The organism is Hydrogenophaga sp. SNF1, from assembly GCF_034421675.1.
In the GTDB taxonomy this organism is placed as follows: Bacteria; Pseudomonadota; Gammaproteobacteria; order Burkholderiales; family Burkholderiaceae_C; genus Hydrogenophaga; species Hydrogenophaga borbori.
This window is the reverse complement of record NZ_CP139793.1, coordinates 2,203,145-2,223,806: the sequence shown is the minus strand read 5'-3', so window position 1 is coordinate 2,223,806 and position 20,662 is coordinate 2,203,145. Positions and strand designations below refer to the sequence as shown.

Annotated in this window: 23 protein-coding genes; 3 read left to right on the top strand and 20 right to left on the bottom strand. The window is 67.7% G+C overall.

Annotation, left to right across the window (positions count from 1 at the left end; genetic code table 11):
- Positions 1-60: 60 nt before the first annotated feature.
- The 8 genes from SOM08_RS10575 to SOM08_RS10540 form a co-directional block, all read right to left on the bottom strand.
- Positions 61-813, bottom strand: a complete 753-nt coding sequence (locus SOM08_RS10575) for a GNAT family N-acetyltransferase (RefSeq protein ID WP_322470637.1) — start codon at positions 811-813, stop codon at positions 61-63.
- 11 nt (positions 814-824) lie between these two features.
- Positions 825-1,298 carry a molybdenum cofactor biosynthesis protein MoaE gene (locus SOM08_RS10570; protein ID WP_116957903.1) on the bottom strand — a complete coding sequence of 158 codons (474 nt, stop codon included), beginning with the start codon at positions 1,296-1,298 and terminating at the stop codon, positions 825-827.
- A 2-nt stretch (positions 1,299-1,300) separates the two neighbouring features.
- Positions 1,301-1,555, bottom strand: coding sequence for a MoaD/ThiS family protein (locus SOM08_RS10565; RefSeq protein WP_070397853.1), 255 nt, complete (start codon positions 1,553-1,555; stop codon positions 1,301-1,303).
- Positions 1,552-2,835 (bottom strand): gephyrin-like molybdotransferase Glp, encoded by a 1,284-nt coding sequence (gene glp, locus SOM08_RS10560; protein WP_322470636.1) that lies wholly within the window; start codon positions 2,833-2,835, stop codon positions 1,552-1,554. Before glp ends, SOM08_RS10565 begins: the two co-directional genes overlap by 4 nt.
- Entirely contained in the window at positions 2,832-3,365 is a 534-nt protein-coding gene (mobB, locus tag SOM08_RS10555; protein ID WP_070398232.1) for a molybdopterin-guanine dinucleotide biosynthesis protein B, read from the bottom strand. The genes glp and mobB overlap by 4 nt, the downstream gene beginning before the upstream one ends.
- Before the next feature lie 61 nt (positions 3,366-3,426).
- Positions 3,427-4,869, bottom strand: a complete 1,443-nt coding sequence (gene thrC / locus SOM08_RS10550) for a threonine synthase (RefSeq protein WP_322470635.1) — start codon at positions 4,867-4,869, stop codon at positions 3,427-3,429.
- Positions 4,869-6,191 carry a homoserine dehydrogenase gene (locus tag SOM08_RS10545; protein ID WP_116957900.1) on the bottom strand — a complete coding sequence of 441 codons (1,323 nt, stop codon included), beginning with the start codon at positions 6,189-6,191 and terminating at the stop codon, positions 4,869-4,871. The genes thrC and SOM08_RS10545 overlap by 1 nt, the downstream gene beginning before the upstream one ends.
- 22 nt (positions 6,192-6,213) lie before the next feature.
- Complete coding sequence (locus tag SOM08_RS10540; RefSeq protein WP_070397857.1) at positions 6,214-7,440, bottom strand: pyridoxal phosphate-dependent aminotransferase; 1,227 nt, start codon at positions 7,438-7,440, stop codon at positions 6,214-6,216.
- Positions 7,441-7,556: 116 nt separating this feature from the next.
- Between SOM08_RS10540 and SOM08_RS10535 the strand changes: the two genes are divergently transcribed.
- The 3 genes from SOM08_RS10535 (at position 7,557) to SOM08_RS10525 (ending at position 10,513) form a co-directional block, all read left to right on the top strand.
- Positions 7,557-7,958: an Mth938-like domain-containing protein gene (locus SOM08_RS10535; protein ID WP_116957899.1), complete on the top strand. Its 402-nt coding sequence runs from the start codon at positions 7,557-7,559 to the stop codon at positions 7,956-7,958.
- A 129-nt stretch (positions 7,959-8,087) separates the two neighbouring features.
- Complete coding sequence (locus SOM08_RS10530) at positions 8,088-8,564, top strand: peroxiredoxin (RefSeq protein WP_070397859.1); 477 nt, start codon at positions 8,088-8,090, stop codon at positions 8,562-8,564.
- A 209-nt stretch (positions 8,565-8,773) separates the two neighbouring features.
- The gene (locus SOM08_RS10525; RefSeq protein WP_116957898.1) at positions 8,774-10,513 is read left to right on the top strand and encodes a PhoH family protein; all 1,740 of its coding nucleotides are present in this window, start codon (positions 8,774-8,776) and stop codon (positions 10,511-10,513) included.
- A gap of 9 nt (positions 10,514-10,522) precedes the next feature.
- Here SOM08_RS10525 and SOM08_RS10520 read toward each other — a convergent pair whose 3' ends face one another.
- From SOM08_RS10520 to SOM08_RS10465, 12 genes are all read right to left on the bottom strand, one after another.
- Entirely contained in the window at positions 10,523-10,897 is a 375-nt protein-coding gene (locus SOM08_RS10520; RefSeq protein ID WP_322470634.1) for a hypothetical protein, read from the bottom strand.
- Positions 10,898-10,977: 80 nt separating this feature from the next.
- Complete coding sequence (locus SOM08_RS10515; RefSeq protein WP_322470633.1) at positions 10,978-11,955, bottom strand: hypothetical protein; 978 nt, start codon at positions 11,953-11,955, stop codon at positions 10,978-10,980.
- Positions 11,956-12,094: 139 nt separating this feature from the next.
- Entirely contained in the window at positions 12,095-13,516 is a 1,422-nt protein-coding gene (dnaB, locus tag SOM08_RS10510; RefSeq protein ID WP_116957895.1) for a replicative DNA helicase, read from the bottom strand.
- A gap of 157 nt (positions 13,517-13,673) precedes the next feature.
- Complete coding sequence (gene rplI, locus SOM08_RS10505; RefSeq protein ID WP_070397864.1) at positions 13,674-14,129, bottom strand: 50S ribosomal protein L9; 456 nt, start codon at positions 14,127-14,129, stop codon at positions 13,674-13,676.
- Between the two features lie 14 nt (positions 14,130-14,143).
- Positions 14,144-14,425: a 30S ribosomal protein S18 gene (gene rpsR / locus SOM08_RS10500; RefSeq protein ID WP_009520643.1), complete on the bottom strand. Its 282-nt coding sequence runs from the start codon at positions 14,423-14,425 to the stop codon at positions 14,144-14,146.
- Positions 14,426-14,437: 12 nt separating this feature from the next.
- Entirely contained in the window at positions 14,438-14,725 is a 288-nt protein-coding gene (priB, locus tag SOM08_RS10495) for a primosomal replication protein N (protein ID WP_116957894.1), read from the bottom strand.
- 30 nt (positions 14,726-14,755) lie between these two features.
- Complete coding sequence (gene rpsF / locus SOM08_RS10490; protein ID WP_070397866.1) at positions 14,756-15,127, bottom strand: 30S ribosomal protein S6; 372 nt, start codon at positions 15,125-15,127, stop codon at positions 14,756-14,758.
- Positions 15,128-15,322: 195 nt separating this feature from the next.
- Positions 15,323-17,437 (bottom strand): sodium:solute symporter family protein, encoded by a 2,115-nt coding sequence (locus SOM08_RS10485; RefSeq protein ID WP_322470632.1) that lies wholly within the window; start codon positions 17,435-17,437, stop codon positions 15,323-15,325.
- A 3-nt stretch (positions 17,438-17,440) separates the two neighbouring features.
- Entirely contained in the window at positions 17,441-17,701 is a 261-nt protein-coding gene (locus SOM08_RS10480; protein WP_116958016.1) for a DUF4212 domain-containing protein, read from the bottom strand.
- A gap of 146 nt (positions 17,702-17,847) precedes the next feature.
- Positions 17,848-18,423 carry a tetratricopeptide repeat protein gene (locus SOM08_RS10475; protein ID WP_116957892.1) on the bottom strand — a complete coding sequence of 192 codons (576 nt, stop codon included), beginning with the start codon at positions 18,421-18,423 and terminating at the stop codon, positions 17,848-17,850.
- A complete protein-coding gene (locus SOM08_RS10470) occupies positions 18,420-18,719 on the bottom strand; it encodes a hypothetical protein (RefSeq protein WP_070397870.1) in 300 nt (99 codons plus the stop codon). Before SOM08_RS10470 ends, SOM08_RS10475 begins: the two co-directional genes overlap by 4 nt.
- A gap of 180 nt (positions 18,720-18,899) precedes the next feature.
- Positions 18,900-20,570, bottom strand: coding sequence for an MFS transporter (locus SOM08_RS10465; protein ID WP_116957891.1), 1,671 nt, complete (start codon positions 20,568-20,570; stop codon positions 18,900-18,902).
- Between the last annotated feature and the right edge of the window lie 92 nt (positions 20,571-20,662).

Here is a 20,662-nt window from a genome sequence, read left to right as displayed (position 1 = left end):
CCGGCCCGGCCTGCCTGCCAACGCCCGCGCTTGATCCAGGTCAAGCCGGAGTGGCCTGCCTCAGCGGCGCCAGTAGGCGTAGGGCCAGGCCAGCTGGAAGCCCGCGCGCTGGTACAGCGCCAGCGCCGGTGCGTTGCCCGCGTCCACCTGCAGGAACACGCGAGGAATGCCGCGGCGCAGCGCCTCGCCGGCCATGGCGCGCAGCACCATGCCCGCCAGCCCTCGCCCGCGCTGGCGGGCGGCCGTGCGCATGCCATGCACGCCCAGCCAGCCGTGGCCGACGCTGGCGGCGCCGCAGGCCAGGGTCTGCCCCGCCTCGCTCAGGCTGGCGAAGCGCGTGCCCTGGGCGCGCGAGAGCGCGCGCGAGCGGCTCGCGCCATCCACCGGGTCGAGGCCCTCGCCGAGGAACATGGCGAGCCAGGCGGCGTCCGGGGCATCGGCCAGGCGCAGCTCGACGCCGTGCGGCGGGTCGGGCAGGCGGCGCAGCAGCTCGGCCGTTTCGGCGATGTGGGTCTGCGTGGGCTGGGCCCGCCGGAAGCCGCGTTCGCCCAGGGCCTGGGTGAAGGCCGCCCAGTCGGGCCGTTCGGGCAGGCGCCAGGCCACGGGGAAGCCGCGCGCGCCGTAGCGCTCCGCGATGGCGTCGATGAGGGCGGGATCGGGGGCCGCGTGCGACAGCGGAACGGCGCACTGCGCGCGTCCCACGGTGCCCCGGTCCATGGGCAGCAGCCAGCCCGGCAGGCCATCGTCGAGCTGCTCGGGCGCCACGGCCTGCACCGTGTTGCGTTCGATCGCCTCGACGGTGCGGCTGTCCATGCCCTCGGTCCTCAGGCGTTGCTCGCGGGCAGGCCCCAGCGGGCCAGCGCGGCGTCGTCACTCACGCGCGCGTCGACCCAGCGCGCGCCCTCGGGCGTTTGCTCCTTCTTCCAGAACGGCGCCTGGGTCTTGAGGTAGTCCATCAGGAACTCACAGGCCTGGAAGCTCTGGCCCCGGTGGGCGGCGCTGACCACCACGAGCACGATCTGGTCCAGTGGCTGCAGCGGCCCCACGCGGTGGATGACCCGCGCACCGAGGATGTCGAAGCGCCGGAAGGCCTCGTCGATCATGGACTCGATGGCCTTTTCGGTCATGCCGGGGTAATGCTCCAGCTCCATCGCGCTGACGGCGAGGCCGTCGTTGCGGTCGCGCACGGTGCCGATGAAACTGCAGACCGCACCCACGCCCTTGTCCTGCAGGCGCAGCAGCGCGACCTCGGTGCTGAGGTCGAAGTCGGCGGTCTGGATGGAAACGCGCGCGACCATGTTCAACCGCCGGTCACCGGCGGGAAGAAGGCCACCTCCGCACCGTCGGCAAGCGCGGCGCTTTCGTCGGCCATGGCCTGGTTCAGCGAGACGCGAACGGCCTTGCCGCGCGCCAGCGCCTGCGCATGCGCGCCGCCGCGCGCGATGAGTTCGTCGCGCAGCGCCGCCAGCGTGGGCGCGGCCGTGCTCAGGCGCTCGGCGCCGGTGCCGATGGCCTCGCGGATGGAGGCGAAGTAGCGCAACTGGATGGTGTTCATGCAAGCAGGTCCGACAGGGCGATGAAGCGCACGGTGTCGCCCGGCGCGATGGTGGTGCCCGAGGGGTTGTCGACCAGGCCGTCGGCCCAGACCACGGAGGTGAGCACGCCCGAACTCTGGTTCGGGAACAGCTCGACGCCGCCGCTGGCGTTGCGGCGCGCGCGCAGGAATTCGCGGCGCCTGTCGGCGCGCGGCAGGCTGAAGTCGGCGCGCAGCGGCAGTGCCGCGGGCAGGCGCAGGGCGTGGGGATCGGCAACGCCCTGCAGCTGCAGCAGGAAGGGACGCACGAGCAGCAGGAAGGTGATGTAGCTGGACACCGGGTTGCCCGGCAGGCCGATGAAGTGGCAATGGCTGCCCACGCCCTGCCCCGCGCCCGCGTCGCGCCGCACATGGCCATAGGCGAAGGGCTTGCCGGGCTTCATGGCGATCTGCCAGAGATCGAGCCCGCCCAACTGCTGCACCGAGGGTTTGATGTGGTCTTCCTCGCCCACCGACACGCCGCCGCTGGTGAGGATCAGGTCATGGTGGTCGGCCGCCGTCTTGAGCGCGGCCAGCGTGGACTCGCGCTGGTCCGGCACGATGCCGAGGTCGCTCACCTCGCAGCCGAAGCGCTGCAGCAGCGCGCGCAGGAAAAAGCGGTTGGAGTTGTAGATGGCGCCGGGCTTCATGGCCTCGGGCGGCACCTCGCCGGGCATCACGAGCTCGTCGCCGGTGGAGAACAGGGCCACGCGCGGGCGGCGCACCACCCGCAGATGGGGCAGGCCCAGGCTGGCCGCCAGGCCCAGGGCGCCCTCGTCCAGGCGCTGGCCGCGCGTCAGCACGGTGGCGCCGCGCGTCACGTCCTCGCCCGAGCGGCGCACCCACTGGCCAGGTTCGGGAATGGTGTCGATGTGCACCGCGTGCAGGTCGCCGCCGACCTCGCGCGTGTCTTCCTGCATGACCACCGCGTCGGCGCCTTCGGGCATGGGCGCGCCGGTGAAGATGCGCGCGCAGGTGCCGGGCTGCAGCGGCCCGCCCGAGTGACCGGCCGGGATGCGCTGGCTGATGGGCAGCACCACGCCTTTGTCGGTCACGTCGGCGCAGCGCACGGCGTAGCCGTCCATGGAGGAGTTGTCCTGCGGCGGCACCTGCAGGGCGCTCACCAGGTCCTGCGCCAGCACGCGGCCCACGGCGTCGATGGTGGGCACCGTGTCGGTGTCGGCAAGGGGCATGACGCGGCCGAGCAAAGCGGCCAGGGCGTCGTCCAGGGCCATCAGGGGCGCGCGGGCCGGAGCGTTCATGGGGCGTCGGGGGGTCTGTAGTGGAACCGGCTGGCATTGTCGACCAGCCACGCGGCCACGTCATCGGGCGCGTTCAAATCCAGCACCGGGCGTGCGGGTGGCTCGGGCAGGGCCGCCGGGCTGTCGGTGGCCACGGCCAGGACCCGGGGCTGCGCCGGGTAGATCACGGGCTGGCCACTGGCCTGGCGCCAGACCTCGATCTTGGGCAGGCTGCTGCCCTTGAAACCCTCGACCAGCACCCAGTCCACCTCGGCGCTGAGCCGTGCGATGAGCGCGTGCACGTCGTGCGTGGCCTCGGTCTCCAGCTCGCGCATGAAGACCACCCGCCGGGGCGACGCGGCCACGATCTCCACGGCGCCGGCCTCGCGGTGGCGCCAGGTGTCCTTGCCGGGGTGGTCGATGTCGAAGCTGTGGTGCGCGTGCTTGATGACCGAGACGCGGTGGCCGCGCAGGCGCAGGGCGGGAATGAGCTGTTCGACCAGCGTGGTCTTGCCCGAACCCGAGAATCCCGCGAAGCCGACGACGTTCACCGGAGCACCCTCCGCGCCGCGCCTGGCGGGGCTGATCGCCTGGGGAACGGCCCGGCGACGCTCATGCGGCCGCGGTGCGCTGGGCGATGTAGGCCTTGACCCGGTCGACGTCGGCCGGCATCACGGTCACGCGCTTGGGCAGCGACTCGATGCCCACGTAGGCGGCCGGGCGCTCGGGCTCGTGGCCCAGGGCCTCCACGATGGTCTCGGCGAACTTGATCGGCAGGGCGGTTTCCAGCACCACCATGGGCACGCCCGGCTCGAGGTGCTCGCGCGCCACCTTGACGCCATCGGCGGTGTGGGTGTCGATCACCACGGCATGGCGTCGGTCGACCTCGCGGATGGTGGCCAGGCGGTCGGCGTGGGTGCTGCGCCCGCTTAGGAAGCCGTAGTGCGCGGCGGCGTCGGCGAAAACGGCATCGCCGCTCAGGTCGAAGCGGCCTTCGCTCGACAGCGCGTCGGCGAACAGCGCCTTGCAGCGCGCCGGGTCGCGGCCCACGAGGTCGAAGACGAAGCGCTCGAAGTTGCTCGCCTTGGAAATGTCCATCGAGGGGCTGGAGGTCTCGTGCGTGTCGGCGCTGCCGCGCACGCGGTAGACGCCGGTGCGGAAGAACTCGTCGAGCACGTCGTTCTCATTCGTGGCCACCACCAGCCGGTGGATCGGCAGGCCCATCTGCCGCGCCACGTGGCCCGCGCAGACGTTGCCGAAGTTGCCGCTGGGCACGGTGAAGCTCACGCGCTCGCCGTTGTGCCCCGTGGCCTGGAAGTAGCCGGCGAAGTAATAGACCACCTGGGCCAGCAGCCGCGCCCAGTTGATGGAGTTGACCGTGCCGATCTTGTGGCGGCGCTTGAAGTCGAGGTCGTTGCTGACGGCCTTGACGATGTCCTGGCAGTCGTCGAACACGCCCTCGATGGCGATGTTGTGGATGTTCGGGTCCGTCAGGCTGAACATCTGCGCCTGCTGGAAGGGGCTCATGCGGCCGTGCGGGCTGAGCATGAAGACGCGCACGCCGCGCTTGCCCTTCATGGCGTGCTCGGCCGCGCTGCCGGTGTCGCCGCTGGTGGCGCCCAGGATGTTGAGCGACTCGCCGCGGCGGCCCAGCTCGTACTCGAACAGCTGCCCCAGCAGTTGCATGGCCATGTCCTTGAAGGCCAGCGTGGGGCCGTTGGACAGGGCCTCGAGGTAGAAACCGTCCTCGAGCTGCTTGAGCGGCACGATGGCCGGGTTGCCGAACACCGCCTCCGTATAGGTGCGCTCGCAGAGGGCGCGCAGGTCGGCCGCGGGGATGTCGTCGATGTAGAGCGACAGGATCTCGAAGGCCAGCGCCGCGTAGCCGCCAGGCTTGCCTTCGTTGAAGACCGCGCGCAGGCGTTGCAGCGCGGCGGCGTCCACCTGCGGGTAGCGCTCGGGCAGGTACAGGCCACCGTCGGGTGCCAGGCCTTCCAGCAGGATCTCGCAGAAGCGCTTGCGTTCGGCGTGGCCGCGCGTGGACAGGTAACGCATCAGCGGAGCTCTTCCTTGCGGATGCGCACGATGGGCGAAAGCACCGTGGGCAGGGCCTGCAGCTCGGCCAGCACCTTGTCCATGGTGCCTTCGCGCGTGTCGTGCGTGAGGATGATGAGGTCGGTGCTGGTGGCGCCCTCGCCGCCCACCTCGTCGGCCTCGCGCTGCAGCACGGCGTCGATGCTGATGCCGTTGAGCGCGAGCACGCCCGTGACCTTGGCGAGCACGCCGGCCTCGTCGGCCACGCGCAGGCGCAGGTAGTAGCTGGTGACCACCTCGCTCATGGGCAGCACCGGCAGGTCGCTCAGGGCGTCGGGCTGGAAGGCCAGGTGCGGCACGCGGTGGTGCGGGTCGGCCGTGTGCAGGCGCGTCACGTCCACCAGGTCGGCGATCACGGCGCTGGCCGTGGGCTCGCTGCCCGCGCCCTTGCCGTAGTACAGCGTGGTGCCCACGGCGTCGCCGTGCACCACCACCGCGTTCATCGCCCCCTCGACGTTGGCCAGCAGGCGCTTGGCCGGCACCAGGCTGGGGTGCACACGCAGCTCGATGCCGCGCGGCGCGCGCTTGGTGATGCCCAGCAGCTTGATGCGGTAGCCCAGCTGCTCGGCGTAGCGGATGTCGGTGGCCGACAGCCGGGTGATGCCCTCGACGTAGGCCTTGTGAAACTGCACCGGGATGCCGAAGGCGATGGCGCTCATGATGGTCGCCTTGTGCGCCGCGTCCACGCCCTCGATGTCGAAGGTCGGGTCGGCTTCGGCATAGCCCAGGCGCTGCGCCTCCTTGAGCACGACCTCGAAGTCGAGCCCCTTGTCGCGCATCTCCGAGAGGATGAAGTTGGTGGTGCCGTTGATGATGCCGGCGATCCACTCGATGTGGTTGGCCGAGAGGCCCTCGCGCAGCGCCTTGATGATCGGGATGCCACCGGCCACGGCGGCCTCGAAGGCCACGATCACGCCGCGCGCCGAGGCCGCCGCGAAGATCTCGGTGCCGTGCACCGCGAGCAGGGCCTTGTTGGCCGTGACCACGTGCTTGCCCGCCGAGATGGCCTCCATCACCAGGGCCTTGGCGATGCCATAGCCGCCGATGAGCTCGATCACGATGTCGATGTCGGGATTGGCGATCACCTCGCGCGCGTCGCCCACGACGGTGACGCCCTCGCCCACCACGGCCCTGGCACGCGCCACGTCGAGGTCGGCCACCATGGTGATCTGGATGCCGCGGCCGGCGCGGCGGCGGATCTCTTCCTGGTTGCGTTGCAGCACGTTGAAGGTGCCGCTGCCCACGGTGCCAATGCCCAGCAGGCCCACTTGAATCGGTTTCATCGGTCGATCGGAAAGGAAAAACTCAGTTGCCGTGGCGTTTTCGCCAGTGTTCGAGGAAGCGCGCGACGCGGCCGATGGCCTCGCGCAGGTCGTCCTCGTGCGGCAGGAAGACGATGCGGAAGTGCTGGTTGTCGGGGTAGTTGAAGCCCGATCCCTGCACCAGCATCACGCGCGTTTCCTGCAGCAGTTCCAGGAACAGCTGCTGGTCGTCCTGCACGGGGTACATCGCCGGATCGAGCTTCGGAAACATGTAGAGCGCCGCCTGCGGCTTGACGCAGCTCACCCCCGGGATCGCCGTGATGAGTTCGTAGGCCAGGTCGCGCTGGCGGCGCAGGCGCCCGCCCTCCTGAACCAGGTCGTTGATGCTCTGGTAGCCGCCCAGGGCGGTCTGGATCGCCCACTGGCCCGGCACGTTGGCACACAAGCGCATGTTCGAGAGCATGTTCAGGCCCTCGATGTAGTCCTTGGCGGGCTTCTTGTCGCCCGACACCACCAGCCAGCCCGCGCGGTAGCCGCAGGAGCGGTAGCTCTTGGACAGCGAGTTGAAGGTGAGCGTGAGCACGTCGTTCGACAGGCTGCCGATCGGCACGTGCTTGACGTCGTCGTACAGCACCTTGTCGTAGACCTCGTCGGCGAAGATCACCAGGCCGTGCTGGCGCGCCAGGCCCACGATCTGCTGCAGCAGCTCCTTGGGGTACAGCGCGCCCGTGGGGTTGTTCGGGTTGATGACCACGATGCCCTTGGTGGCCGGCGTGATCTTGCGGCGGATGTCCTCGATGTCGGGCATCCAGCCCTTGGACTCGTCGCACATGTAGTGCACGGGCGTGCCGCCCGAGAGACTGGCCGCCGCCGTCCACAGGGGGTAGTCGGGGGCCGGCAGCAGCAGCTCGTCGCCGTCGTCGAGCAATGCGTTGGTCGCCATCACGATCAGCTCGCTGGCGCCGTTGCCGAGGTAGATGTCCTCCAGCGTGACACCCTGGATGCCTTGCAGCTGGGTCTCGTGCATCACCGCCTTGCGCGCCGCGAAGATGCCCTTGCTGTCGGAGTAACCCGCCGAATTCGGCAGGTTGCGGATCATGTCCTGCTGGATCTCCTCGGGCGCATCGAAACCGAACACCGCCAGATTGCCGATGTTGAGCTTGATGATCTTGTGGCCCTCTTCCTCCATCTGCCGCGCCGCGTCCATGATGGGACCGCGGATGTCGTAGCAGACGTTGGCGAGCTTGGCGGATTTCTGGATGGTCTTCAAAGTCCCTCCGAGGGCGGAAGCCTGGCGCGGTAAGGCTAAGATGGGTGCCGCGCCGGTCACGAGCAAACTTGCGATTTGACCACAGTTCTCCAGCCCGCCCAGGGCGCGAACGCCCCATGAAACTGCACGCCGACACGCCCCACCAGCTCGCCATTACCGCCCTCGGCGAGGGCTGGATCGCGATCAACGGTGAGCGCCACACGGCCAGTGTGGTGCTCACGGCCGGTGGGCAACTGCGCCCCTGGAACTGCGAGCGTTTCGAGGACCTGGGCCCCGGGCACTTCGAGGAACTGCTGGACCCGGCCGGCGTGACGCCGGAATTGGTGGTCTTCGGCAGCGGCGCGCGGCTGCGCTTCGTGGCACCCCGGCTGCTGCGCGCCCTGCTGGAACGCGGCATTGGCGTGGAAACCATGGACACCGCGGCCGCCTGCCGGACCTACAACATCCTGGCCGGCGAAGGGCGCCGCGTCGCGGCGGCCCTCCTACAAGAAGGTGGATCCCAGCCCGTATCCGGGTAATCGGGCCCTCAAAGAGGTAAAATACTGGGTTGTTGCCCGGTCAGACCTTCCGTATGCATGCGCAGCGTCGGTCCGGCCACTCGGGCAGCCAACGCAACACCATCCACTTACGTCAGGGGTCTCCACAGCATGGCCGTCGTTGTCAACAAACCCATCCCCGAGTTCGAATCCCTGGCCACCGGCGGCGTCAAGGTCAGCCACCAGAGCCACCTCGGTCAGACGCTCGTGCTGTATTTCTACCCCAAGGACAATACGCCTGGCTGCACCACCGAGGCCATGCAGTTTCGCGACAAGTACAAGGATTTCGTCAAGGCCGGCGCCCAGGTGTTCGGCGTCTCGCGCGACAACATGAAATCGCACGACGACTTCAAGGCCAAGCTGGAGCTGCCCTTCGAGCTCATCGCCGACACCGAGGAAAAGATGTGCCACATGTTCGGCGTGGTCAAGAACAAGATCATGTACGGCAAGAAGGTCAAGGGCATCGAGCGCAGCACCTTCCTGATCGGGCCCGACGGCGTGCTGCGCCAAGAGTGGCGCGGCCTGAAGGTTCCCGGCCACGTCGAGGAAGTGCTCAAGGCCGTCAAGGCACTCAAGAAGGCCGCCTGAACGCCCGGTGGTGCGGCGCAGCGACACCCCGCTGCCCGACCGCGTCACCGCGCTTTCGGTGACATGCGGAAGGTGTATAGTGATTCGCATGTCTTCGGGCATCTTCCCTGTCCACCGCTGTTTCCGCCCCCTCCGACGCACGCAAAGCCGCCCGGTTTTCCCGGCGGCTTTTTGTTTTTTCGAGCCCGCGCGCTGAACGCCAAGCCCACATGCCCCTGCCCCCCGCCCCCTCCAAACGCGCCGCCCTCCTCGCCCCCGACGCCTACACCCTCAAGGCCTCCAACGCCAACCTCGAAGATTACGACGAGCGCGCCGGCGGCCTGAACATCCTCCCGGACGACGACACGCTGGCGGCGCCCGAGCCGGTCGACGCACCCGCCCCGCGAAAAGCGCGCCCCGCGCCGGCCGCCAAGGCCCGCCGCGCACCACCCCCCGCCCTGGAACTCAAGGACCGCACCGAGCGCCCCGAGCCGGCCGCGCCCGCCTCCACCAGCCTCGCGCCCTCCTCGCCCGTGGCCGCCCCGCGGCGCCGCGCTGGCGGCAAGCTGGCCAGCGGCGGCCCCGCCCGCCTCTTCGTGCTCGACACGAACGTGCTGCTGCACGATCCGATGAGCCTCTTCCGCTTCGAGGAACACGACATCTACCTGCCGATGATCGTGCTGGAAGAGCTGGACGGCCACAAAAAGGGCATGACCGAGGTCGCCCGCAACGGCCGCCAGACCAGTCGCACGCTCGATGCCCTGGCGGCCCAGGCCGGTGGAGACATGACCAAGGGCCTGAAGCTCTCCGCCACCGGCCACCAATCCGCGCGCGGCCTGCTGTTCTTCCAGACCGAGCCGCTGCTGAGCGAGTTGCCCCCGTCTCTGCCCCAGGGCAAGGCCGACAACCAGATCCTCGGCGTGGTGGCTGCGCTGCGCCAGCGCCACGCCGATCGTGAAGTGATCCTTGTGTCCAAGGACATCAACATGCGCGTGAAGGCGCGCGCACTGGGTCTGGCCGCGGAGGACTACGAGAACGACAAGACCCTGGACGACGGCGAGCTGCTGTACCCGGGCTCGCTGGCCCTTCCGCAGGACTTCTGGACGCGCCAGAGCAAGACCATCGAAAGCTGGCAGAGCGGCAGCCACACCTTCTACCGCGTGAGCGGCCCGGCGGTGGGCCAGTTCCACATCAACCAGTTCGTCTACTTCGAAGCGCCGGGCGAGCCCTCGCTGTATGCGCGCGTGACCGAGATCCGCGACAAGACCGCGGTGCTCAAGACGCTCAAGGACTACACCCACCTCAAGAACGCCGTCTGGGGCGTGACCAGCCGCAACCGCGAGCAGAACTTCGCGCTCAACCTGTTGATGGACCCCGAGATCGACTTTGTGACGCTCGCCGGCACCGCCGGTACGGGCAAGACGCTGATGGCGCTGGCCTCCGGCCTCACGCAGGTGCTGGACGACCGGCGCTACACCGAGATCATCATGACCCGGGCCACCGTCAGCGTGGGCGAAGACATCGGTTTCCTGCCCGGCACCGAGGAAGAAAAGATGGGCCCCTGGATGGGCGCGCTGGACGACAACCTGGAGTTCCTGGCCAAGGGCGACGGCGGCAATGCGGGCGAATGGGGCCGCGCAGCCACCAATGAACTCATCCGCAGCCGCATCAAGGTCAAAAGCATGAATTTCATGCGCGGCCGGACCTTCATGAACAAGTACGTGATCATCGATGAGGCGCAGAACCTGACGCCCAAGCAGATGAAGACGCTGATCACGCGCGCGGGCCCAGGCACCAAGATGATCTGCATGGGCAATCTGGCGCAGATCGACACGCCCTACCTCACCGAAGGCTCCTCGGGCCTGACCTACGCGGTGGACCGCTTCAAGGGCTGGCCGCACGGCGGGCACATCACGCTGGCGCGTGGCGAACGCTCAAGGCTCGCCGACTTCGCCTCCGAGGTGCTCTAAGGCCCGCCTTCATTCGGGTGGCGCGCCGCCGTCGGCCTCGGCCAGGCCCACCAGAACGGAGAGCAACAGCCGGACATCGGTCTCACGGCGCACGTCCACGTCGATGACCGGCACGCGCCAGCCCGCCGCCTCCAGGCCGGCGCAGTAGGCCTCGACGCCGGGCGAGGGATGCGTCTCCAGCCGCCCCACGCCCACCACTGTCGGCAGGGGCCCGATGGGCCCGGCCAGCACTCGCAGGTGCCGCTCCACCTGGGCAATGGGGTCGGTTTGGCTGTTGTCGGCCAGCACGATGAGGCCCCACGCGCCAGCGGCGGCGGGGGGCTTGCCATTCAGTGCTCCACCACTTCCGTCGAGGCTCATGGGCACGGCGATGCCCTCACCCATGGATCGGCTGGCGGTGGCCTTGCCAGCACCCCTGGGCCCGGTGATGACAACCTTGAATTCGGCAGGTGTCGTGGCGGGGGTCACCACAAGCGCCACTTCTCGCGCAAGGGCTTGAACCGCGCCGACACCGTGGCGTCGCGGACCGCCCCCAGGGGACGGGTGGTCTCTTCCAGTTGGCCAAGGCCCAACGCGTCCCCCGTGAGCACAAAGGCGCGCACCACCGGCAGCGGCAGACCCGCACGCTCGGCCAATTCCAGGGCGGTGTATGGCCGGCGCCACAGCAAGGCCGCCAGGTGCGGATGGCCCGGCGCCATGAGCCCCATGGCCTGAGGCCAGCGCCGCAGGCGCCAGGCACCGCGCAAAGGCGGATGGGGGGCGCGCGCCTCCACCATGGTCGCGCTCAGGCGCCACAGGAACGCGCTCAGCGAATGCGTCTCGGCGCCTTGCAGCACGTCTTCGTCGGCCGCCGTGCACGGGCGCAGCGCACCCAGGTCATGGGCGTGCGAAAGCAGTTGCTCAACCGGAACGCTGGCCTGCATGGACTGCGACACCGCATCGAGGCGGAGCAACTGCCCTCCGCCGATCGGCAATACGCTGTGGCCACAGGTCCGAAGCGCCGCCCGCAGCCGCTCGAACAGAAAGGACAACCACCGCTGGCGATGCCGGGGGTTCGAAGACCGCCGCCGGGGCATGGCCTGTTGCAAGGCCGTGATGACGCCGCTCATGCGCAAGGGAGAACTGACGGTGATCGGGCCACCCCACCCGAACGGCACGGTGGCGGCGTCGGTGACCACGACGGTGGTGCGGCCCGGGCAGGTGCTCAGTGCCGCCGGCGAGGCAAAGACCACATGGCAACCGGCGACGTCCTCGCTGTACCGAAGCCCCATCCCGAGCGCCCCGTCCAGCCAGCGCACCAGCGCCCGCAGGATGGTGGTGTCCTGGGCCGGCAGGGCCAGCGATCCGATCGTCACGCCCTCAGGGCCTGGGTGGCCCCGCCGATTGGCGGGGCTTGGTGGCACCACGGCCGGCACATCCCATGGTGGCGACTGGCTGATCATGCGTCCTCCCTGCATCAAGAGGCGCGAACTATGTGCGTCCCCCTACCGGTACTGGTGTGGTCGGACCCTAGAGAACAGCAGATGGTGAGAACTCAGGGCGTCGGGGTGGGAACGCCCGCGCTTTCCCGGCGCGAAGGGGTCAGTAGTCGCCGCCGCCCACGAGCGATTCGAAACGGGTCAACATATTCAAGAAGGCCAGCTTGACCGTTCCCGTGGGGCCGTTTCGCTGCTTGCCGATGATGATCTCCGCAACGCCCGGCTCTTTGCAGGCGTCCTTGGTGTAGTACTCGTCGCGGTAGATGAACATGATGATGTCCGCGTCCTGCTCGATGGCGCCCGATTCGCGCAGGTCGCTCATCATCGGGCGCTTGTCGGTGCGCTGTTCGACCGAACGGTTGAGCTGGGACAGCGCGATCACCGGGCATTGCAGCTCCTTGGCCAGCATCTTCAGGCCACGCGAGATCTCGCCGAGCTCGGTGGCCCGGTTGTCGCCGCCGTCGCTGCTGGAGCCGCTCATGAGCTGCAGGTAGTCCACCACGATCAGACCGAGCTTGCCGCAGGTGCGCGCCAGGCGACGTGCGTTGGCGCGCAGCTCGCTGGGCGTGAGGCCGGGCGTCTCGTCGATGTGCAGCGAGACATTGCGCAGCTTCTCGATGGCCTCGGTCAGGCGCGGCCATTCGTCGTCGGTCAGCTTGCCGGTGCGCAGGTGGCCCTGGTTGATGCGTCCGATGGAGCCCACGATACGCACCGCGAGCTGGGCCGCGCCCATTTCCATGGAGAACACGGCGACGGGCAGGCCTTCGTTCAGCGCCACATGCTCGGCGATGTTGATGGCGAAGGCGGTCTTGCCCATCGACGGACGCGCCGCCAGCACGATCAGATCGCCCCCCTGCAGGCCCGCGGTCATGCGGTCGAGATCGATGAAGCCGGTGGGCACGCCGGTCACGTCCTGCGGGTTGTCGGCCATCTCCTGCACACGATCGAGCAGGTCGACCACCAGCCGGTCCATCGACTGGAAGCCCTCCTTCATGCGCGAGCCTTCTTCGCCGATCTTGAAGATCTTCTGCTCGGCCTCGTCGAGGATCTTGGCGACCGGCTTGCCCTGCGGGTTGAAGGCGGAGGTGGCGATTTCGTCGCTGGCGGCCACGAGCTTTCGCAGCACGGCGCGCTCGCGCACGATCTCGGCGTAGCGGCGGATGTTGGCCGCGCTGGGCACGTACTGCGCGAGCGAGTTGAGGTAGGCCAACCCGCCCGCCTCGTCGGCCTTGCCCAAATTCTGCAGGTGCTCGAACACGGTCACCACGTCGGCCGGCTTGGAGGCGTTCACCAGCGCAGCTATGGCCGAGTACGTCAGGCGGTGCTCGTAGCGGTAGAAGTCGGAGTCGTTGAGCAGGTCCGCCACGCGGTCCCAAGCCCCGTTGTCCAGCAACAGGCCGCCGAGCACGCTGGACTCGGCTTCGATGGAGTGCGGCGGAACGCGGAGCTGCGCGACCTGGCGGTCACCGGTCTCGTCGAGGCCGCTGCCAAGGTCAGGAAATGGGCTGGAGAAGGCGGTGGACATGCGGCGTCAGGGCAAAGGGGCATGGTACGCCCCCGGGTAGCCCTCGTCAGGGGACAACCCTGTGGAGAACCGGTGGGAATGCGGTGCATCCCCGGTGAAAAGAAAAAGCCGCTGCCCGAAGACAGCGGCTTTCTGGCGGACCGGAGCCCGCGGGCGATCAGGCGGTTTCGCCCAGCACCGAGACGGCCACGTCGACCGTGACGTCGGTGTGCAGGTTGATCTGCACGGTGTAGTCGCCCACGGCCTTGAGCGGGCCATTGGGCATGCGCACCTGCGACTTGACCACGTCCTTGAAGCCTTGCTTGTGCAGCTCGTCGGCCACGTCGTGGTTGGTGACGGAGCCGAACAGACGGCCATCCACGCCAGCCTTCTGCGTGAGCTTGAGGGTGGTGGCGGCCAGCTTCTCACCCACGGCCTGGGCGGCGGCCAGCTTGGCGGCGGCGGCCTTCTCCAGTTCGGCGCGGCGGGCCTCGAAGGCCGCCAGGGCGTCCTTGGTGGCGCGGCGGGCCTGGCCGGTCGGGATCAGGAAGTTGCGGGCGTAGCCATCCTTGACCTTGACGACATCGCCGAGGGCGCCGAGGTTGTGGACTTTTTCGAGAAGAATCACTTGCATGTCGGGCTCCTCAATCAGACGCGGTGCTGATCGCTGTAGGGCAGCATGGCCAGGAAGCGCGCGCGCTTGATGGCGGTGGTGACCTGGCGCTGGTAGATCGCGCGGGTGCCGGTCAGGCGCGCCGGGATGATCTTGCCGTTTTCAGAGATGAAATCGCGAAGGACGTCGATGTCCTTGTAATCCACCTCTTCGACCTTGGCGACGGTGAAGCGGCAGAAGCGCTTGCGCTTGAAGAGCAGCGACTGGGTGTTGCGCTTGGGGCGCTTGTCTTTGTTGAAACGCTTGGGTGCAGCCATGATGGGCCTCTCCTATGTCTTGCTGAATGCCTGGATGTGGAAGACCACGCCTTTGCCGTTGCGCGCATTCGCGAGGAACCCGTCGAAGTCCGCCAGTTCGTTGAGCGCCTGCTTCTGCAGGGTCTCGGCCAGGGCCCCGAAGGCCACGGCACGGATCTGGAGGGCGACGGTGCGGGGTGTGTCCAGTTCGGTCTGCTGTGACTCGTGTTCGAGCACGAGATTGAGCACCGGGATGCCTGCCGGTGTGTAACGCAGGTTCTGCACCTGCACCACCGCGGCCTGCAACTGGAGACGGTTCACCCGATTCCCGCGAACCTCACGCCAGGGGCGTCAGGCGGATTGCTCCTGCGATTGCTGCTGGGCCTTGCGGGCCTCTTCGCGCTCGACCGTCTTCATCATGGACGACGGGCCGGTGTCGGCCTTCTTGCGCTGCACGCTCAGGTGGCGCAGCACCGCATCGTTGAAGCGGAAGGCGTGCTCCAGCTCGTTCATCACGGCCTGGTCGGCCTCGATGTTGACGCAGAGGTAGTGGGCCTTGGACAGCTTGTTGATCTGGTAGGCCAGCTGGCGGCGGCCCCAGTCTTCAACGCGGTGGATCTTGCCGCCACCGGCGGTGATCATGCCCTTGTAGCGCTCCAGCATGGCCGGAACCTGTTCGCTCTGATCCGGATGGATCAGCAAGACGATCTCATAGTGACGCATGGACTCTCCTTGTGGATGCCCCCGGCCGATCGGAAAACCCTGGCCTGGGAGTTTGACAGCCGCCCCCAGGCGTCAGCAGGGGTGCAGCAAGGCAAGCCCCCGATTATACAAAAGTGAAAAGCCCGGGCCACCTGCCGGTGGTCCGGGCCTGGAATCGCCCGCCGGCGCGGCGGGCGAGGGCCTATCGGGTGCCGTTCAGGCGGCCTTCAGGTTGGGGTAGCGCACATGCTCCACCAGCTCCTGGATCTTCTTGCTCGGTGCCGGGGTCACCAGGCTGACCAGGACGATCACCGCCATGCCCAGCGGCACGCCGAACACGCCGGCCGAGATCGGCTGGATGCCCCACCACAGCTCGATCGGCGAGGTGACGCCGAAGATGCCACGCAGCCAAGGCTGCGTGGTGGCCATGTAGTAGAAGGTGATACCCAGGCCCGCGATCATGCCCAGCGAAGCGGCGATGCCGGTGGCGCGCTTCCAGAAGATGCCGAGCACCAGCGCCGGGAAGAACGCCGAGGCAGCGAACGAGAACGCCGCGGAGACCAGGAACAGGATGTCGGCCGGCTTCTGGGATGCCACATAGGCGGCGGCCAGGGCCACGACCAGCAGCAGCGTCTTGGAGATCGTGACGCGGCGGGCCGTCGAGGCGTTGGGGTCGATCATCTTGTAGTACAGGTCGTGCGACAGCGCGTTGGCGATCGTCAGCAGCAGGCCGTCGGCCGTGGACAGCGCCGCGGCCAGGCCGCCGGCCGCCACCAGGCCCGAGATCACGTACGGCAGGCCGCCGATGGCGGGGGTTGCCAGCACGATGATGTCGCCACCGATGCTCATCTCGTTGAGCTGCAGGATGCCGTCCTTGTTCACGTCGGTCACCGACAGCAGGGTCGGGTCGACGCGGTTCCATGCCGCTATCCACTCCGGCAGGTTGTTGAACGGTGTGCCCACCAGGACGTTGAACACCTCGAACTTGACCAGCACGGCCAGGGCAGGCGCGGTGAAGTACAGCAGGAAGATGAAGAACAGCGACCACGTGACCGAGGCCCGCGCCTCCTTCACGCTGGGTACCGTGTAGTAGCGCATCAGGATGTGCGGCAGCGCGGCGGTGCCCACCATCAGGCAGAAGATCAGCGCGAGGAAGTTGCGCCGCGATTCGTCGAAGGTCTTCTTCGCGGCCGCGTCGCCGTTCGGGTCGCCCGCGTACTGCGCGGCGTGGCGCGGCATGCCGTTGAGCGGCTTGGTCTTCGCGTCCGCGGCGGCTTTGGCGCGCGTCCAGGCAGCCTTGGCGGCGGCCTCGTCCTTCGGCAGATCCGCGACGGCCTTCTCGGCCACCGCGATCTCGGCGCTGGGCGCATTGGCGGCGCGCAGGTCGGCCAGCTTCTTGTCGGCAGCGGCCTTGTCGGCGGCCAGCGCGGCGACCGGGTCCTTCAGCTTCTCGGCCAGGGCGTCCGAGCGCTGCTTGAACACGTTGCGGACCTCGATCTCCTTGGGATCGTTGATCAGCCGCGTCTCGGCTTCGGTCACCTTGACCAGTTGCTGCCCGTAGATGAGCTGCGGCACGGGCACGTTGGTCTGCTTCACCGACAGCCAGACCACCGGGATCATGTAGGCAATGATCAGGATGATGTACTGGGCGACTTGCGTCCAGGTCACCGCGCGCATGCCCCCCAGGAACGAGCACACCAGGATGCCGCCGAGGCCCAGGAAGATCCCGAGTTCGAAGGCCACGCCGGTCAGGCGCGCCGTGATGATGCCCACGCCGTAGATCTGCGCCACCACGTAGGTGAAGGAACAGAGGATGGCCGCGAGGATGCCCAGGAAACGCGGCAGGTTGCCGCCGTAGCGCTCACCCAGGAAGTCGGGAATGGTGAACTGGCCGAACTTGCGCAGGTAGGGCGCCAGGAACAGCGCCACCAGGCAGTAGCCACCGGTCCAGCCCATGATGAAGGCCAGGCCCCCATAGCCCGTGAGGTAGAGCGTGCCCGCCATGCCGATGAAGGACGCGGCCGACATCCAGTCCGCGCCGGTGGCCATGCCGTTGTACACGGCCGGCACGCGGCGCCCGGCCACGTAGTACTCGGCCGCGTCGGTGGTGCGGCTCATGATGCCGATGCCGGCGTAGAGCGCGATCGTCGCGATCAGGAAGATGAAGCCAATCCACTCGCGCGACAGCCCGAGCTGCTCGAAGATGGCCAGTGCAATCACGAAGACAAAGAAGCCCCCCGTGTACCACTTGTAGACCTTGTTGAGCTGCTGCTTGAACGCAGCGTTGGAGCCGGCGCCAGCGGCGCCGCCTGTTTCAAACATGCCTGCCATGGTTTACTCCTCGGCCTCGTCGACACCGTGTTCGATGTCGAGCTTGTTCATGTACCAGGCGTAGTAGGCAATGATGGCCACATAGACCACCAGCGCCCCCTGCGCCCCCACCCAGAAGCTGAACGGCCAACCGAAGAAGTTGAAGTGCAGATCCCGGGCGAAGTAGCCCACCACGAACGTCACGACGAACCAGATTGCAAGCAATATGGCCGTGATGTTGAGGTTCTTCCGCCAGTACTGGCGGTGCTTCTCTGTCAATTGCATTGCATCGACCTCCATCAACAAACCCTCACGGGCACGTCACGGACACCACCCGTCTCCTCATGGGTGACCTGCACGCCAAGTCCATGTTGTCGGCACCGCCTTGCGGGCGGTGCCCCTTTTTTGCGGCCGCTCGGCGGCAGCGCGCCTCAGGTCGGTTCTTGAACCAGCCCTGTCTCGCGCTCCAGCTGGGCGGCCACCTTGGGCTCGAACCGTTTGAGGTGGCGAATGATCTTCGCCGCCTCTTCGGGCTCTTGCCGATCGACATGAACCCGCGCGAGCTGATACCAGCCGTACGGACTCATGGGCTGCAGTTGGGTGTTGCGCTTGAGCGCGACCACGGCGTCGTCGAAGCGCCGCTGGCGGATCAGGCACAGGGCCAGGCCGTACCAGGCCCGGTCCATTTTTTCTTCAAGGGCGATGGCCTGGCGAAACGCCGCCTCGGCGTCTTCCAGCAGACCCAGTTCCTCGCGCAGGAAACCCAGGTTGAACCAGCCCGCCGCCTGCTGCGGCCGCACGGCGACCACGCGCTCGAGCGCCGCCACCGCGCCGGCCTTGTCGCCCTGCTCCGCCCGAAGATGGGCGAGCGTCGCCCAGGCGTAGGCCTCGTCGGGATCGATGGCCAGCATGCGCTCCACACGCTCGAGCGCCGCCGCACGCCGGCCGAGGGCCAGCAACAGCTTGATCTGCCAGCGCAGGAAGCGCAGTTGCATCGAGGCGTTCATTTGCACAGCTCCACACCGATGCGCAGGCAATGCTGGATGCGCAGCGCCGTCACCACGATCCAGGCGAAGGCCAGCACCAGGAAAGCCACCAGCGGCACATGGCGGTCCAGCACGATGCTGCGCGGCGTGATGAAGCGCGCCATCACCACGAAGGGGCGGCCGATCTGCGCCAGCAGCTGGTAGAAAAAGTTGGTGTCGCGCTTGGCGCCCGCCAGCAGGCCCAACACCCACTGGCCGAACAGCGACATGAGCGCGATCTCGCAGATCAGCTTGGCAATGGACAGGAAAAGCAACATGCGTAAGTGACACCTGGGGTTGCCGCCATTCTTTCGCTGCCCCTTACGGTTTACTTACGATTCCTCACGCCAGGCGCCCCACAGCGGGTGATCCCTGTGAGGGTTATCCCTAGATCGCAGACACAAGAAAGGGCTCCGAAGAGCCCTTTGCCTGACCGGGACGGTCCGGTGACGCCGAATTCAGTCGGCGGCGAAGATGTCCTTCTTGTGGTTGTCGGGCACGAACACCGCGCCGATGAGCACCGTGGCCAAGGCGATGACGATGGGGTACCAGAGGCCGTAGTACGGATCGCCGGTGTGGGCAATCATGGCGAAGGCTGTGGCCGGCATCAGGCCGCCGAACCAGCCGTTGCCGATGTGGTACGGCAGGGACATGCCGGTGTAGCGGATGCGGGTGGGGAACAGCTCGACCAGCGCCGCGGCGATCGGGCCGTACACCATGGTCACCAGGACCACGAGGTAGGCAAGGATGATCACCAGCGGGAAAGCCTGTGCGTTGAACACGCCGAAGAAGCCGTCCACCTTCACGATGCCGGGCGCGGGCTTGTCGGCCGCGGGGTAGCCGGCCGCGGCGAGCGCCGCGTTCACGCTCTTCGTGAACGCGGCAGGCACGGCCTTGGCGTCGTCGCCGCTGAGCTTGGCGGCCTCGTAGGCGGTGATCTCCGTGCTGCCGATCTGCACCTTCGCGGGCACGGCGCCGGCCTGGTACTGCACCGAGTAGCTCACCGAGTTGCGCGCCAGCAGCGCCTTGGTCACGTCACAGGAGCTGGTGAACTTGGCCGTGCCGGTGGGGTTGAACTGGAACGAGCAATCGGACCGGTCGGCGATGATCGTCACGGTGGTGTTCTGCTGGGCCGCGTGCAGCGCGGGGTTGGCCAGTCGCGTGATCGCGTTGAAGACAGGAAAGTAGGTCAGCGCGGCCAGCAGGCAGCCCGCCAGGATGATCTTCTTGCGCCCGATCGTGTCGGAGAGCGAGCCGAACACCACGAACCCACCGGTGCCCAAGATCAGCGCCCAGGCAATCAGCATGTTGGCGGTGAACATGTCCACGCGCAGGATGGTCTGGATGAAGAACAGCGCATAGAACTGGCCCGTGTACCAGACCACCGCCTGGCCGGCCACCAGGCCCAGCAAGGCCAGCAAGGCGTACTTGCCGTTTTTCCAGTTGCCGAAGGCCTCGGAGATCGGGGCCTTCGATTGGGCGCCTTCGGCTTTCATCTTCTTGAAGGCGGGAGACTCTTCCATCTGCAGACGAATCCACAGCGAGACCCCGAGCAGGAAGATCGACAGCAGGAAAGGAATGCGCCAGCCCCAGGTGGTGAAGGCCTGTTCACCCACCGCCGAACGCACCACCAGGATCACCATGAGCGAGAGCAGCAGGCCCAGCGTCGCGGTGGTCTGGATCCAGCTCGTGAAGAAGCCACGGCGGCCGTGCGGCGCGTGCTCGGCCACGTAGACCACGGCACCGCCGTACTCGCCACCGAGCGCCAGACCCTGCAGCATGCGCAGCGCGATCAGCAGCACGGGCGCGGCCCAGCCAATGGAGTCGTAGCTGGGCAGCAGGCCGACGACGAAGGTCGAGATGCCCATGATCAGGATCGTGATCAGGAAGGTGTACTTGCGGCCCACCAGGTCACCGAGGCGGCCGAACACCAGCGCACCGAAGGGCCGCACCAGGAAGCCCGCCGCGAAGGCCAGCAAGGCAAACACGTTGCGCGTGGCCTCGGGAAAGGAGGAGAAAAACTGCGCGCCGATGATCGCGGCGAGCGAGCCGTAGAGATAGAAGTCGTACCACTCGAAGATGGTGCCGGCCGATGAGGCCAGGATGACCCGCTTCTCTTCGCGGGTCATGGGACGTTTTCGGGGGTCCGGCGCACTGCTTGCGCCAGCCGCCATGGCTGCGGTGTTCCTGTTCACATGCGTCTCCTCATTCAATGGGCTGG

What these genes read in the sequence shown, in the direction of transcription:
- SOM08_RS10575 (WP_322470637.1), bottom strand. Translation starts at nt 813, where the DNA reads ATGGACAGCCGCACCGTCGAGGCGATCGAACGCAACACGGTGCAGGCC.
- SOM08_RS10570 (WP_116957903.1), bottom strand. Translation starts at nt 1,298, where the DNA reads ATGGTCGCGCGCGTTTCCATCCAGACCGCCGACTTCGACCTCAGCACC.
- SOM08_RS10565 (WP_070397853.1), bottom strand. Translation starts at nt 1,555, where the DNA reads ATGAACACCATCCAGTTGCGCTACTTCGCCTCCATCCGCGAGGCCATC.
- glp (WP_322470636.1), bottom strand. Translation starts at nt 2,835, where the DNA reads ATGAACGCTCCGGCCCGCGCGCCCCTGATGGCCCTGGACGACGCCCTG.
- thrC (WP_322470635.1), bottom strand. Translation starts at nt 4,869, where the DNA reads ATGCGTTACCTGTCCACGCGCGGCCACGCCGAACGCAAGCGCTTCTGC.
- SOM08_RS10545 (WP_116957900.1), bottom strand. Translation starts at nt 6,191, where the DNA reads ATGAAACCGATTCAAGTGGGCCTGCTGGGCATTGGCACCGTGGGCAGC.
- SOM08_RS10535 (WP_116957899.1), top strand. Translation starts at nt 7,557, where the DNA reads ATGAAACTGCACGCCGACACGCCCCACCAGCTCGCCATTACCGCCCTC.
- SOM08_RS10530 (WP_070397859.1), top strand. Translation starts at nt 8,088, where the DNA reads ATGGCCGTCGTTGTCAACAAACCCATCCCCGAGTTCGAATCCCTGGCC.
- SOM08_RS10525 (WP_116957898.1), top strand. Translation starts at nt 8,774, where the DNA reads ATGCCCCTGCCCCCCGCCCCCTCCAAACGCGCCGCCCTCCTCGCCCCC.
- SOM08_RS10520 (WP_322470634.1), bottom strand. Translation starts at nt 10,897, where the DNA reads ATGGGTGAGGGCATCGCCGTGCCCATGAGCCTCGACGGAAGTGGTGGA.
- SOM08_RS10515 (WP_322470633.1), bottom strand. Translation starts at nt 11,955, where the DNA reads ATGATCAGCCAGTCGCCACCATGGGATGTGCCGGCCGTGGTGCCACCA.
- dnaB (WP_116957895.1), bottom strand. Translation starts at nt 13,516, where the DNA reads ATGTCCACCGCCTTCTCCAGCCCATTTCCTGACCTTGGCAGCGGCCTC.
- rplI (WP_070397864.1), bottom strand. Translation starts at nt 14,129, where the DNA reads ATGCAAGTGATTCTTCTCGAAAAAGTCCACAACCTCGGCGCCCTCGGC.
- rpsR (WP_009520643.1), bottom strand. Translation starts at nt 14,425, where the DNA reads ATGGCTGCACCCAAGCGTTTCAACAAAGACAAGCGCCCCAAGCGCAAC.
- rpsF (WP_070397866.1), bottom strand. Translation starts at nt 15,127, where the DNA reads ATGCGTCACTATGAGATCGTCTTGCTGATCCATCCGGATCAGAGCGAA.
- SOM08_RS10485 (WP_322470632.1), bottom strand. Translation starts at nt 17,437, where the DNA reads ATGGCAGGCATGTTTGAAACAGGCGGCGCCGCTGGCGCCGGCTCCAAC.
- SOM08_RS10480 (WP_116958016.1), bottom strand. Translation starts at nt 17,701, where the DNA reads ATGCAATTGACAGAGAAGCACCGCCAGTACTGGCGGAAGAACCTCAAC.
- SOM08_RS10475 (WP_116957892.1), bottom strand. Translation starts at nt 18,423, where the DNA reads ATGAACGCCTCGATGCAACTGCGCTTCCTGCGCTGGCAGATCAAGCTG.
- SOM08_RS10470 (WP_070397870.1), bottom strand. Translation starts at nt 18,719, where the DNA reads ATGTTGCTTTTCCTGTCCATTGCCAAGCTGATCTGCGAGATCGCGCTC.
- SOM08_RS10465 (WP_116957891.1), bottom strand. Translation starts at nt 20,570, where the DNA reads ATGACCCGCGAAGAGAAGCGGGTCATCCTGGCCTCATCGGCCGGCACC.